This window comes from Stenotrophomonas sp. SY1, from assembly GCF_021202945.1.
In the GTDB taxonomy this organism is placed as follows: domain Bacteria; phylum Pseudomonadota; class Gammaproteobacteria; order Xanthomonadales; family Xanthomonadaceae; genus Stenotrophomonas.
The window spans coordinates 2,267,882-2,282,992 of record NZ_JAJOYR010000001.1 but is presented as its reverse complement, the minus strand read 5'-3'; the positions used below and the strand labels follow the sequence as shown (position 1 = coordinate 2,282,992).

Below are 15,111 nucleotides of genomic sequence, written 5' to 3'. Positions count from 1 at the left end.
CCCATCAGTAGGTTCCCACCATGTTGAGGAACCAGCCCTTGTGGTCGTAATCGAAGTCGGTGAGGTCATCGCTGAAGTCGGTGAAGTTGTAACCCACGCCCATCCGGAAGTTGTTGCCGATATCGCGGTCCACGCCCACCAGGAAGCCGGACTGGGTGCCACCGGCATGTACGTCCAGCCAGCGGTACTCGCCCATGGCGTACCACTTCTGGCGAAGCTGGTAGCGCAGTTGCAGCACGCTGAGCATGGTGGCCGAATCGAACCAGGGCCCACTGCCCCGCCCCATCCGCACTTCGCCCTCGCGACGCGCAAGCTTGGTCGCCAGTTCCCAGTGGGCATCATGTTTGTAGACGCCCTCAAAGGACAGGATCTGGGTCTTCTGGTCCTGGTCGGCACCGCCCAGCTGGGCCTCGGTCGCCAGGTCGTACAGGTACGTATAGCGGCCAAACAACGCCCAGCGCTGGCTGTTCCATGGCCGGTAAGCGAAGCCGACGTTACCTTCCCAGAAGCGTGCGCCGGCCAGCGCGTTGAGTTCGTCATTGGTGCGCGAGTAGTTCAGGCGGGCCGCGATACGCCAGCTGTCGTTGAAGCGGTGAGTGAGCCGGTTGGTGGTCACCCATTGCTCGCGGCGCTCGCTGCCGGTGTCCTTGCGCCATTCCACTTTGCTGCGCCAGTCAGTGTCAGCAGACGTGCGGCTGCCGCTGACGCTGACCGCACTGCGGTCCACGTGGCCGCCATCGACGGTGTCCAGGTCGCCCGATTGCAGCGTGAACCCCAGGTTCCAGCCCTGTGCCGGGTAGAAGTCCATGCCGAACGTGTGTGCCAGGCCAGATTGATCCGGCTCCTTCAGGAACTGGCTTTCGTTGAACAGGTTGGTGCGGCTGGACAGGCGCCAGCGCTGGCCAAGTGTCCAGCCGTTCTGCCGGGTCGGGTTGAACAGGGATTCGTATTCGGTGCTGTCGGTGGAGTACGTGTAGGCGCCGTAGAGCGTGTGGTCGCTGTCGAGCTTGTACTCGGCATCGAGTGTGGCCGAATCACCGCGATCACCGGTGCTGACTTCCGCGCCGACGCTGGCTCGATCGTCGAGCAGGTACTCCGCGCCAATGGCCACGGCATTGTTGTCGGCGTAGCGCCCGCCGTCATCGTCCAGGGTCGCCTGCACGGTGCCGTACAGCTCCAACGTGGTGTTGAAGCGATGGCTGTACTTCAGCGCGCCGAGCAGACCGGCTGCGGGATCGTCGCTGCTGCCCTCTTCCACCCTGCGCAGCTCACCGCTGAGGGTGTTCCAGTCGTCGGGGCGCCATTCCAATGTGGCCTGCGCCTGGGTGAACTGCTCGGTGCCGCTTTCCGCCTTGCTGTAGCGCGCGTACAGGCCCAGTTGACGGGTGATCTGGCCGAGCGCTTCGGCGCCGTACTCGGTGACGGACAGTCCGGTGTCATGCCGGGCAATGGAGAAACCCGGATCGGTTTCCCGCCACCAGCCACCGGCACTCCAGTCCAGCCGGGTCCAACCCAGCTCGCGGAAGTTGGCGCGTGCTTCGATGGCCTTGGCATCGCCTTCTCGTTGCGCGTCGGTGTTGTTGCTGCGGATGAAGGTGAAGCCACCGTTGTCGGAGAAGAACGACGGTACGCCGAACGACTCGGTATGCGCGTACTCGGCTTTCAGGTAGGTGCCCTTGCCGGCCTGCAGGGTGAGATCGCCGCTGGCCAAGGTGTAATCCTGGCTGTCGCGGTTCTCGTCCACGTAGGTAACGCCCACGCCGACGTGGTCACCGAACCATTGCTTGCCACGCACGCCTGCGGTCAGCTCGCCATCGTCGAAACCAGACGGCAGCCATTCGTAATCGACCAGCAGGCGTTGTTCGTAGCCATCCAGCGGCAGGTCGCGGGTCAGCGTGGGCAGGTTTTCGCGGGTCACCTGGGCCAATGACCGGGTCAGCAGCAGGCGGCCCTGCAGCTCGTCGATCTCGTAGTCGGTGCCACGTTGCAGGGGGATGCGCTTTTCAACGCGGCCGGTGGTGCGGTCACGGATCTCAACCACCACCTGGTCCGAGCCGGGCAGGATGTCGGTGTTGCGCAGGTAGTACAGGCTGCCACCGGTACCGATGAATTCGTTGTGGCCGGGCGCGGTCTGTTCCTGTGCGCCGAACAGCCGCAGGGTGCTGCGTGGGTCACCCCAGGGGTTGATCGCCTGCGAACGCCAGCTCAACGCCCCGCCGTAGAGCGAGCGCACGTACTGCGCGTATTCGGTACCGGTCAGCCCGGTCGCATAGTTGCCCCACAGCGCCTGGTTCTTGTCCCAGTCCACGCGCAGGTAGAAGCGACCCATGCTGTCCACGTCGCGGTAGGTGGTCGAGTCATCACCGTAGGTCGGGTAGTACAGGTCCGGGTCGAGCCGGCGGAAGATATCCTGCGGCCATGCCTCGGTGAAACCGTCGAACAGATGCTTGATATCCTGCTCGGTGGTGTCGGCCTGCGCCGTGATCAGGTACTTGCCGCGCGCCTTGCCCTTGGCGTAGAACGCCAACCGGCCATCGCTGATCACATCATCCTGGTAGCGCTCGTCCACCGCGAACGGGGCGATCGAACCGCTGACGCTGTTCTGGGCGATGGTGACGTCGGCCAGGCCGATGCCGAAGAAGTATCTGCCGGTGACATCCAGCTCCAGCACATGGTGCTGCTCCAGCGCATCCGCGCCGCCGCTCACGGCGATGTCGAAACGATGGGGGCCAACCGGGACCAGGTACTCGGCAACGAACTTGCGCTCCATGTCCACCGGATACGAATCGCCATTGATGGTCAACGAGGTGGATTCGGGGATGTCGCGGCCGGTGATGCGGATGCGGGAGCCATAGATGGGAATGTTCTGCAGCCGTAGACCGTTCTCGGCGAATGCCGCGTCGATCAGGCTTTGCCGCAACGCCTGCTCGGTGCCCAACGCGGTGCCCTGGCTGCGTTCAACCTGGGTGCGCAGGCCACTGAGCTGGCTGTCTGCTTCGATCGGCCGCACCAGTTGCAGCGTATGGGCCACGGTCTCATCGAAGGTGCCGTTGCTGCCGTAGGCGCGCACCACGTAGCGCAGTTGGTCGCCGGCACGGAACGGCTCATCGCTGGGCAACACGCCATCCCACTCCACCTGGCTGACCGCAGAGACGTCCAGCGGCACGCGCGCCACCGGCGCGATCAGATCCAGATCGGTGGGGCGGTAGATCAACACCTCCATGCGCTCGATGAAGTCGCTGTAGTTGCCACGCACATAGAACGGCACCGGCTTGAGAATCCTTCCGTTCTCGAAGGCGACCAGCGATGGCGCGGATACCGACAGCTCCGGCTGGCCCAGATTGGGATCCTCGGTCGCCCAGATCACGCCGCCGCTCGGCAGGCGTACGTTGAACCGCCCTGCAGCGATGGCGCGATCCGCTGGCGGTGCGGAAATCGTGACGCGTCGATCCGGCTGCAACGTTGCCTCGCCCGAGCGTGCATCCGTTCCTTGGGTGGCAGGTTCGGCAGCGCCGCGGGTGCGTATGCGCAGCAGCAGTCCCTCGCCTTCCCGGCAGCCCTGCTCGCCGCAGGTCACTGGTGGCGGCTGTGGGGTGGCCGCCACCCCGGGCGCGGGCGTTGACGGCCCGACGGCTTGCGCAGGTTGCTGCGCGCGCGCCGTGGGGGCTGTGCCTGCGAGCAGCGTGGCCAGTGCACAGCTGAGCAGATGCGGTTTCATCTGCCCTCCCCTGCGCCAGGTTGCGCATCCAGCGCGGCGGAAGGATCGCCGCTGGCCTGCACCTGCACCTTGTCGCGAACGGCTGGACTGAGCTGCTCGCGCAGCGCCGCGGAGACCGCCTCGGCGCGACGCAGACCGAGCTTCACGTTGTACCCGGCATCGCCGCGCACGTCGGCATGCCCGACGATCACCACCCGACCGCCACCCCGGCGCTCCAGGTCCTGGGCGATGCGTGCCAGAAGGGCCTGCATCTGCGGACGGATACGAGCACTGTCGGTATCGAACAGGACAGTACCCAGCAGCGCGCCGCCCTGGTCCACGCCAACCAGCAGCGAGGCCGGATCATCGACGTTGGTACGCGCCAACACGGTGACCGGGGTGGCATTGGCCGCGAGCTCTGCCAGCAATGCCTGGCGCACCGCTTCGGCGCGGGCGAAGGCGATTGCTTCGCTGGCGCCATTGGCCGAAACCACGACCTCGCCTTCTCCGCGTCCGCGAACCTGCTCGGCCATCGCTTCGATCACCGGACGGTAGCGTTCGGCGATCTGCGCGCTGTCGGCCGCAAAGAACACCTCGCCCAGTGTCATCTCGACCTGGCGGTTCTGTTCCAGCACGGTTGTGGGCAGCGATACAGCGAAGTCGAAACGGGCCGGGACTCCGGGCGTGATCCGCCGCAGCAGCGGATTGCGGGTAACGAAGGTGGTCCCCGCCGGCAAGGTCGCCGCATCCACCTTGAGGATGAAGTTGCGCCCGCGCGCCAGGCCACCACCGGACACGCCGACCACGTGGTAGCGACCGAACTGGTCGGTTTCCATCAGCAGCCCCTCCACCGAGCCGATGCGCACGCCCGGGATACCGGATTCGTCGATGCCTTCGTTGGCGATCACGTAATCCACCACGTAGCCATCTTCGCCCTGCGTCACCTTGCGCTGCACGCTGGGGATCGCGGCGGTCAGGCCCTTGGCGGCGTCACCTTCACGCTCGGTACGGGTGCTGCCATCTGCCTGCAGGTGCACGCGGATGCCTTGGCGGCTGTCCAGCACGAAGTCGTCGGTGAAGCGCGGCTCACGCAGGCGCTGACGGATCACGATGAGATGCGCAGGATCGGCTTCGCTGCGCCTGCCCGCCAGTTCGCCCAGTGACACGCCATGCAGCAGCGGCGCGCTGGCATCGGCCACCGGCTGCGGCCCGTTGCCACGATCGATGCTGGTGGACCCTGCGATGTAGGCCTCCGCCGCAAAGCCGCCCTGCACCTTCAAGCCGGTCAGCGTCGCGCTGTCCTGCCAACCATCGCGGTCGCGGTCGTCGAACACGCTACCCATGATCAGGCTGTCGTCCATCAGCGGATCGCTGCCGGTCACAACCTCGGCAGTGGCGACGTTGGATGCCGCCTTGTCGGTGGGGGCAAAGGTCTGCGCGCGGTTGATCAGCGTGCCGGGGCGCACGCCAGCGCCCACCCGCATCAGGTAGGACACCCGGGCGGTGTTGCCGGCGGCGATGTCCAGGTCGTTGATGCGCAGCGGCGAGATGCCGCTGGCGGTCACCGAATGATCGTCGTCCTCACCCTGCAACGAGCCCTCCACGTAGGTGAAGCCGGGCGCGGGTGTGTCGATGATGTAACCGTCCACCAGGTCGATCTGGCCCACGTTCTGCACGGTCAGGCTGTAGCGCACCAGGTCGCCCACCTTGACCTCGCGCACGTTGGCGACCTTGCTCAGACGGATATCGGCTGGCGCATTCTCGACGGCGACTACGGCCGCCGCGTTGGCAGTGGCCGTGGCCAGCCCGGCGCCCGTGGGCTGGGCAGTGGCGGTGACGGTGTTGGTCAACTGGCCGCCGTCCACACCCGCGTCGGCTTCGGTGATGGTGTGGTCGTAGCTGGTGCAGGTCGCGCCCTCTCCCGGTGCGAGCCGGGTCGGTGTGCAGCTCAACAGCGTGGGCGTGCCACCCTGCAGGCTGTCCTGGATCACCAGCTGATCCAGCGTGACGTTGCCGGTGTTGGTGGCGGTGACCGCATAGGTGATCACATCGTCCGCATTGCCCTTGCCCGGCGTGCCACGGTCCACGCTCAGGACGGCGGTCTTGGTGGTGGCCAGGGCGGGATTGCGTGCGATGGGCAGGTTCAGCACCGGTCGGCAGCGGGCATCGGCCGAGCCTGGCGGACACACCTGCGGTGGCAGTGCACTGCCACCCGGTCCGGGCTGCGCGCTGATGGTGGCGGTGTTGTCGACGGTGCCCGCATCGGTGTCGGCCTGGGTGACGACGTAGCTGCCGGTCAGCTCGCAACCTGCACCCGGCGCAACGCTGGCGCAGACGACGCGGCTCGGGCTGATCAGGGGATCGTCGATGGTGACGTTGCTCAGCACCACGTTGCCGGTATTGGTGGCAGTGACGGTGTAGGTCAGCGTATCCCCGGTGGAGACGATGCCACTGGGGTCGCTGTTGCCGGCCAGACGCTTGCTGGTCTCCAGTGCGGGCTGCTCGACGATATGTTCAGTGCTGCACTGCACGCAGACCGGATCTGGATCGCCACCGGGAAGATTGATCGCGCTCACCCGGTTGTGCAGTGTGCCGCTGGCGTCGGCCGCCACGGTGGCCGTGTAGACCAACGGATAGGTACCGGGCAACGTGCCGATGGGCAGAATGCAGGCCAGATTGCCGCTGCAGCTGTAGGCACCGGGCGTGACCACCGTGGCCTGGCCAAGCCCGGCATCCAACTGGTCATTGAGGATCAGTGGCTGGGTGGTGGCAGAGCCGGCAATGACCGTGGTGACGGTGTAGGTGATCGTCTGGCCTTGCTGCACGAGGCTGCCGCTGACCGGCGCGGCGCTCTTGCTCACCGTAGCGGTCGAGGGCACCACCGGATGTTCGGTGCTGCAGGTCTGGCACAGCGGCGGGGGATCCACGCCGGCCGGCTTGGTCGGCACAACGCCGTTGCGCAGCGTGCCGGTGGCGTCGGCGTCCACGCTTGCGGTGTAGGTCAGTGCGTAGCTGCCCGCAGCCGTCCCCACAGGCAGGACGCAGACCAGCGGATTGGCGGCGTTGCAGGTGAACGCACCGGCGCTGGTGACCGCCACGAAAGTCAGCCCATTGCCCAGCGTATCGGTCAGGGTGAGCGGCTCGTGCAGTGCATTGTTGGCAACCACGACGGTGAGCGTGAACTGCAGCGCATCGCCGGGCGCCACCTGCGTTCCGCTGGGCGGCGTGGCGGCCTTGTTGACGGTGATCGCAGCGGGGGTGATTGCGGTGGGCGTGGTTTCGGTGTCGGTTGCGCTGGCATCGGGCGCTGTACCGGGTGCTTCACCGGTCGCGGTGGCGGTATTGACGACGTTCGTGGCCGTCTCGTCGGCAAAGGTAATGGTGTACGTGTTGCCGGTGGCGCTGCACGCCGTGGTGGTGCCCGGTGGCAGTGCCAGCACCGTGCAGCTCAGCCCCGGCAGCAGCGGATCGGCCACGCGCACCGGCGACAGCAGCACGTTGCCGGTGTTGGTCACGCTGAAGGCATAGGTGATCACGTCACCGGCATCGCCCGTGATGCCATCGGCATTGGTGTCGGCGACGCTGGCGGTCTTGTCCAGGGTGATCGCTGGCAGCTGCGTGGCGTTGATGGTCACCGTGTCCGGTGCCGAGGTGGTGGTGCCGTCGCTGGCGGTGGCCGTGTTGGTGACGGAGCCCTGGTTCAGATCGATCTGGGTGACGCTGTAGCTGGCCGTGCAGGTCAGGCTGGCGCCAGGGGCCAGGCCGTTGACCGGAAGCGCCGGGCAGCTCACCGTCGCCGGAGCGACGATGCGGTCATCGCTGACGGTGATGGGCGTGGTGATGGTCACGGTGCCGGTGTTGGTGACCAGATAGCTGTAGCTGAGCGTGTCACCCACAGCGTCGTAGGTGGTCGTGCTGCTGCTCTTGTCCAGGCTGAGGCCACGCAGCTGCTGTACCGGGGTGATGGTCGGCGGCGACGGTGTATCAGGCGTGGTATCGGAGATGCCGCTGCCGATGTTGAGCACCTGCCCGGCATCCACGTCGGCCTGGGTCACCGTGTAGGTGCCTACCAGTACGCAGCTGCCAGCCGGCGCGACGCTGGCGCAGGTGATGCTGGACGGGGTGATCTTGCTGTCGCTGATCACCACGTTGGTCAAGGTGGTATTGCCGGTGTTGGTGCCGGTGACGGTGAACTCCAGCACGCTGTTGAGCACCACCGGATTCGGCGCGCCGGTGACCGCCTTGTCCATCCGCATCGCAGGGTTCTGCTGGCCGGTGACAGTGACCGAATCGGGGGCGGAGCTGACGTTGCCGGACCGCGCGGTCGCCGTGTTGGTAACGTTGCCGGCATCCAGGTCGGCCTGGGTGACGGTATGGGTTGCCGTGCAGGTGAGCTCGGCACCGGGGACCAGGCCTCCAGGCGGCAGTGCCGGGCAGCTGACTGTGTTCGGCGCGACGATGCGGTCATCGCTGATTGTCACCGGCACGGTCAGGGTGATGTTGCCGCTGTTGGTGACCCGGTAGCTGTAGCTGAGCGTGTCACCCACCGAATCATAGGTGGTCGCGGTGGTGGTCTTGTCCAGCACAAGGGCCGGCTGCTGGTTGCCCGGAATGGTGACCGAGGACGATGGCGATGTGGTTGCACCGGACTGTGCGGTGGCGATGTTGGTGAGGCTGCCGGCATCCAGGTCGGACTGGACGATGGTGTAACTGGCCGTGCAGGTGATGCTGGCGCCCGGCGCCAATCCACCGGTTGGCAGCGCCGGGCAAACCACCGTGTTGGGCGCAACGATACGGTCGTCGCTGACGATGACCGGATCGGTCAGGGTGATGTTGCCGGTGTTGGTCACCAGATAGCTGTAAGGCACGGTCTGCCCGACTGAGCTGTAGCTCGCGGTGGTGCTGCTCTTGACCAGTGACAGGGCGCGGTCCTGGACGGCGGTGATGGTCGCTTGTGCGTTGGCCGGACCGACGCTGCCCTGCGCCGGTACGACGTTGGCCGCCGCGATGTTTGTCACCGTGCCGGCATCCAGGTCGGCCTGGGTGATGAGATACGTGCCGGTGCAGGTGGTGCTCGCGCCCGGTGCCAGCGTGGTCACCGGACAGGTCACGCTCGTGATGCGGTCGTCGGTGACGGCCAGTGCGTTCAAGGTGACGTTGCCGCTGTTGCTGACCACGTAGCTGTAGCTGATGGACTGGCCAACGCTGGCATACGTGGTGGGGTTGGCGCTCTTGGTCATGCCCAGTGCCGGGCCCGCCGTCAACGGGGTGGTGGTGCTGTCCTGACCGCTGGCAATCGGGCCGATGGGTGGCATGCCCTCCCCTGTCGCGGTGTTGGTCACCACACCGGCATCCATGTCTGCCTGGGTCAGCGTGTAGATCGTCGTCGAGCAGGTAGTGGATGCACCTGGCGCCAGCTGACCGGACGGACAGGTGATCGTTGACATGCCAGGCAGCGGATCGCTGACGGTGATGTTGTCGAGCGTTACGTTGCCGTTGTTGGTAACAACGAAGCTGTAGGAGATCGTGTCGCCCGCATCGGTTACCGACGCCAGCGCGCCACCGGCCACGGTCGGCGCACTGGCGGTCTTGTCCAGCAGCAATACCGGCTGCGGCGTCAGGTTGACCACCACCGAGTCCGGCGAGGAGCTGACCCGCGAGCTGCCGGGCGGCGTGCCCTCAGCGGTGGCGGTGTTGCTGACCGTGCCGTTGTCCATCTCGGCCTGGGTGATGGTGTGCACACCGGTACAGGTGGCCACCGCATCCGGACCACTGGCCGTCAGCGTGGTCTTGTCGCAGGTGGCCGGGGCGTCGATGTTGCTGTCGATCACCGCCAACGCCGACAGGCTCTGATTGCCGGTATTGGTCACCACGAAGGTGTAGGTGATGGTGTCGCCGGCATCAGTCACCGCCGGATCGCGGCCCAGCGCCGTGGTGGGTGTGCCTGCGGTCTTGGCGATGTCCAGTGATTGCTGCGGCAGCGGCAGGCTGACCTGTGCGCTGGCCGAGGTGTTGACGACGTCGGATGTCGCGGTGGCGGTGTTGTCCACCGTCTGGTCGCCGCCACCGTTGGTATCGAAATCGGCCTGCGTGGTGATGTAGGTGCCCTCGCAGCTGATCGTGGCGCCTGGCGCCAGTGCCGCGACCGGAATGGCCGGCGTGCACGAGAGCGACGGCAGCATCGGATCGCTGACGGTGACGTTGGTCAGCGTGCTGTTGCCTTCGTTCCTGGCAGTGAGGGTGTAGACGATGGCATCGCCCGGTGCCTGCACCTGGGTGACGTTGGCGACCTTGGACAGGTTCAGTGCCGGGCTTCGCACGACCGGGATATCGAGTGTACCTATGCGGCTGATCGCCCCCCCCACCTGGGAGGTTCCGTTGGCGGTTGCCATGTTGCTGAGCACGTTGAACGTGTCCACCTCCACCTGCGTTACCGTGCGGGTGGTGCCTGTGCACACGACATCGGCACCGGCACCGCCGAACACGAGCGTCTGCCCCGGCGCCATGTCGACGCTTGGGCAGGCAAGGCCCAGGGCGGCATCGGTCACCGTGACGTCATCCAGGGTCACGTTGCCGGTGTTGCTGACCGTGAAGCGATAGTTGATCGTGCCGGGCGCTGTGACGGTGGTGACATCGGCACTCTTCACCAATGTCATCTGCGGACCACGTACCGGCAGGGTTACCTGATGCTCGCCGGTATCGGTCACGGTGGCGCCGGCCACAGGAGTGTCGGCGACAACCGTGGCCACGTTGTCGATCTGCCCATTGCCCGGCAGAGCGTCACTGCTGCCGCTGTCGATGTCGGCCTGGGTGACCGTGTAGACATTTCCGCTGCAGCCGCTCAATACCACCAGCGCTCCGGGTGCCAGGCTGGACAGCGGCGGACACGACAGTGACGGCAGCATCGGGTCTGTCACCCTCACGTTGAACAGCGTCACGTTGCCGGTGTTCTGCAACGAGAACGTGTACGTGATGTCCTGGTTCGGGCCGGGGACCGAGGCCACGTCCGAGCCCTTGGTCATGAAGATGGCCGGTGTGCGCTGCGGCAACGTGACATCGGCACTGGCCGTGTCGGTCACGGTAATCACGGGGCCGCCGCCAATCTGGTACTGGGCCTGGCCGGTGACGTCATTTTCGATCAGCTGGGTGTCGTTGACCGGGTTGCCCTGGTTGTCGATATCCGATTGCTGCACCGTGTAGGTGTTGCCGGTACAGACGAAATCGGCGCTGCCGCCAGGTGGCAGGCTGGCGATGGTCGCGCACGACAAGCCGCTGCCGAGCAATGTGTCATCCAGGATCTGCAGGTTTTCCAGGGTGACGGTGGAGGGATTGTTGACCCGGAAGGTGTAGCTGATCTGGTCGCCCACTGCGCTCACCGAGGTGCGGCTGGCAATCTTGATCAGTTCGGGACTTACCGTGCCGTGGTTGATGATCACCGTGGCGCCGTCGGTATCGACAACGGGCGTGCCGTCATAGTCTCCAGCGGCGGTGGCCACATTGGTGATGGCAAGTCCGCCGTCGATGTCGGCCTGGGTGACGGTATACGTGGCCGTGCAGGTGGCGGATGCGCCTGGAGCAAGCGTGAACGGCGCCGCTGGCGTGCAGGTGATCGCGCTCAGCCCACTCTTCGGATCAACGACATTGATGTTGTTGAGCGTGACGTTGCCCGGATTGGTGACGGCGAAGGTGTAAGTGATCACCGGTCCAGCCGCATTGACCTGGGTTGGGCTGGCCGTCTTGTCCAGTACCAGCTGGGGTGCAGGCGGATCCAGCGGAACACTCGAGGTGGCATCGCCGCTCGCGCTGCCGCCACCAGGCACCACGGCGGTGGCAGTAGCGGTATTGTCGATATCGCCGTCACCACCGCCGCGGTCATCGATGTCGGCCTGGGTGATGGTGTGCGTGTTGCCGGTGCAGGCGATATCCGCCGGTGGCGCGGTACCGAAGGTGACCGAATCACCCGGTGCCAAGGGGCCGCCCGGCGGACAGCTCAAGCCCGGTAGGCCCGGATCGGCAACGGTCACGCTCTGGATGGTGGTGTTGCCTGCATTGGTGACGGTGAAGTTGTAACTGATCACTTCACCGACGCTGCCGGTGCCGTTACCGCTGGTATCGGCAAGATTGGGGGTCTTGGTGAAATCTGCGACGTAGTTGCGCGGTGGCAGCGTGGTGTCTGTGCTTGCGTTGTCAGTCACCGTATTGCCGTCGGGATCAATACCATCAACATCGGCCGTGTTGGTAATGACCTCGTCATCCACGCCGTCGCCGCTGCCAACGCGGTCGATGTCGGCCTGCGTGACGACGTAGGTTCCGGTGCAGCTGATGGTTGCTCCCGGCGCAAGCGTGGCGACCGGAATGGCCGGAGTACACACCAGGCTGCCCGCGATCAGGGGGTCGATCACGGTGACATTGGTCAACGGCACATTGCCGGTGTTGCTCGCGGTGATCTGATACGGAATGGTCTGGCCCGGCGTGGTGACGCTGGTGACCGTCGTGGTCTTCTGCAGGTCGAGCGTCGCCCGCGGAACGAAGGTGTTGCTGTAGGTGCAGGTGATGGTCTTGTCTGCATCGGCGATCGGGATCAACAGCCCATCGGCCGGATTGGTGTCGGTGCCATCGCAGGTGAGCGTGCTGTTGTAGTCGCCTGCGTTGCCGCCGGGGAAGCTTTCCGCGCCAAGGCTGCCGTTCTCGATGGCATACACGGTCACCGGGCCGACCTGGTTCGACGTGGGCGACGTGGACGTGAATGCCGGGGTGTTGTTGGTAAACCCGGTGCTGCCCGGGATCGACACCGTTGACGGCGGGCCGCCACCACTCCAGACCTTGCGCACGATCAACTGGGCACTGCGGCGGTCGTTGACGAAGGTGCAGGTGATCGGATCATTGTCGTCGGCACCGACGGTCAAGGTGCCGGTCGTGGGTGAGTTCACCACCAAGCCGGCGGTGTTGGTGCACGACAACGTGGTGTTGTAGAGGTTGGAGGTGACCGAACCGAAGGACTCGGTCAGCACAATGACATCGCCCGAATGCACGGTCTGCGGCGTGCCGGTCGTGGTCTGGCTGGGCTGGCCGTTGGCAATGGAACTGAGCGACTGCAGCCCGGTGGCACCAATCGTTACCTCGTCGTTGACCAGGCCGTTCAGCCAGGTCTTCTCCAGGATCAGCGTGGTGCTGCTGCGGGTGTTGGTATAGGTGCACACCAGTGGCGTGCCTGCATCGCCCGGCTCGACCAGAAGCGTATTGGCGAGTTTGCCGTCGCTGCCGCTCAGGCTGCCGCCGGTGCAGGCCAGCGCGACCGAGTAGTTCGCCAGCGCTCCGCCGCCCATCGTTTCCGCAGGCAAGGTGGCCTGCTCGCCGGCATACACCACCACGGTGCTGCTGTTGGCGCCGATCGACGCCGTCGCGGTGAAGGCATTGGTGTTGTTCTGCAGCCCCGTGGTCGCGCCGAGCTGGGCGACGTCGCCGTTGCGGCTGTCTGCCGCCCATTGCTTGACCAGCTGCAACGTGGTCTGCGGGCGGGTGTTGGTATAGGTACACACGATGTCGCTGTCGCCCTGCCCGACCGTGAGCACGCTCCCGCTCAGGCCGCTGGTTCCGGTACAGGCCAGCGTGGTGCCGTAGTTCACCGCATTGGCCGGCACGGCAAACGTCTCGGCGAGGGTGATGGCTTCACCGGCATACACCTGGACGGCGCTGCCGGTGTCGGTTTCGGTCGCGCTGTCGGCAGTGGATACCAGCGTGATGGGAAACGTGGTGCTGCCGGTTGCCGAAACCGTCACCGATTCACCGATCGCCGCGTCCACCCAGCTCTTGCGCAGGGTCAGGTTCACCGCCCGGCGCGTATTGGACTGGGTGCAGGTGATGTCCGTGTCGGCCGGATTGATGCTCAGTGTCGAACCGCTCAACGGCGTCCCGTTGCCGCTGCACACCAGCGTGGCATCGTAGTTGCCCGGGTTGCTGAGTACTTCGCTGATCGTGCCAGTCTCTCCGGCGAACACCGTCACCGGCGTGCCGGTGGTGACATTGTTGCCGGTGGACGTGGACAGGCCGCTGCTGGCCGGATTCTCGAAGCCGCTGGCAGTCACCGTGGCGGTGTCGCCGGGCAGGCCGTCGATCCAGGCTTTGGCCAGTACCAGGGTCGCACTCCGCCGCGTGTTGGTCTGGGTGCAGGTGATGGCGACGTCTGCGGGCGAGATGGTCAGCGTGGTGCCGCTCAGCGGCAGATTGTTGCCGGTGCAGGTCAGGGTCGAGGTGTAGTTGGCGGCGTTGCTGAGGGTCTCGGCAATGCTGCCGGCCTCGCCGGCGTAGACGGTGACGGCCGCGCCGGTCGTATCGTTGTTGCCGGTGGATGTCGACAGCCCCGTGGTCGCGTTGTTGGTGAAGCCGGTGGCCGAAACGGTCGCTGTCTCCCCGGCCCGCGCATCGACCCAGCGCTTGACCAGCACCAGCGTCGCCTCGCGCCGCACGTTGCTGAAGGCGCAGCTCACCCCGGTGTCGGCAGGCATCACGAAGGTGCCGCTGGCGCCCGACCCGGTGACCGGCACGGCCGCGCCATTGTCCGCGCGCGTGCAGGCCAACGTGGTGACGTAGTTGGCGGCATCGCCGTTGCTGAAGGTCTCGGTCAGCGTGACCTGCACGCCCGGCCCGGCCCCGGCCGTCGCTGCGACAGTGTTTCCGCCGGAGGTGGACGTACCACCGCCCAGCACGATCACGCTGCCCGCAGCGCCAGAGATCGAAAGGTCCACGGCATCACCGGCCGGGCCACCGGTCCAGGTCTTGCCCAGGCTGACCCCGGCAAAGACCTGGTGGCTGGTCATGCAGCTCGCTGCTGCCGTACAGCCTTGCCCGCCGGTCACCGAGTTGGTGACTACGCCGGTGGCGGCCGGATCAACCCGGGCCTGGTACGACCACGGATAGGTGCCGGGCGCCGTGCCCGCGTCTACGGTGCAGGTGACGACCTGGCCACTGCTGCTGCAATTTGCGGGCAGCGAACCGGGCACCAGCGTCAAGCCCGGCCCCAGTGTGTCGGTGAAGGTGGTCGCAGTGGCCGTCGCTACCCCGGTGACGGTGGCAATCAGGTTGAAGCCGATCGTATCCCCGGCGGCCACCGGGCTGCCGCTGGCCGGGCTGCCCGTCTTGGCGATGGTTACCGCGAAAACGTCGGCCGTGATGGTGGCCGAATTGTTGGCGGGAGTTGCGTCCACGACACCCGCCGGCAGATCGATCTGGGCGGTGTTCTGCACGGAGACCTGTGCCTGGGCATTGCCCACGCATGACGACACGACCAGCAACGCAAGCGCGATGCTGCTGGCCCAGGACAACGTCCACGAGCGCGGTGTCGCCGACATGGGCCCCCAGCACTTAGCCACGCATGTCCTGCCAGGCAGCCAAGCGCTGACGGTCCTGCTCGACGC

At 66.0% G+C, this 15,111-nt stretch carries 2 protein-coding genes; both read right to left on the bottom strand.

Features of this window, described 5'->3' with window-relative positions; all coding sequences use genetic code 11:
• Positions 1–4: 4 nt before the first annotated feature.
• Entirely contained in the window at positions 5–3,718 is a 3,714-nt protein-coding gene (locus tag LR961_RS09645) for a hypothetical protein (RefSeq protein ID WP_232148625.1), read from the bottom strand.
• Positions 3,715–15,045 carry an OmpA family protein gene (locus LR961_RS09640; protein ID WP_232148624.1) on the bottom strand — a complete coding sequence of 3,777 codons (11,331 nt, stop codon included), beginning with the start codon at positions 15,043–15,045 and terminating at the stop codon, positions 3,715–3,717. The genes LR961_RS09645 and LR961_RS09640 overlap by 4 nt, the downstream gene beginning before the upstream one ends.
• Positions 15,046–15,111: the final 66 nt, after the last annotated feature.

Coding starts and splice junctions, on each gene's coding strand:
- LR961_RS09640 (WP_232148624.1), bottom strand. CDS start 15,045: ATGTCGGCGACACCGCGCTCGTGGACGTTGTCCTGGGCCAGCAGCATC.
- LR961_RS09645 (WP_232148625.1), bottom strand. CDS start 3,718: ATGAAACCGCATCTGCTCAGCTGTGCACTGGCCACGCTGCTCGCAGGC.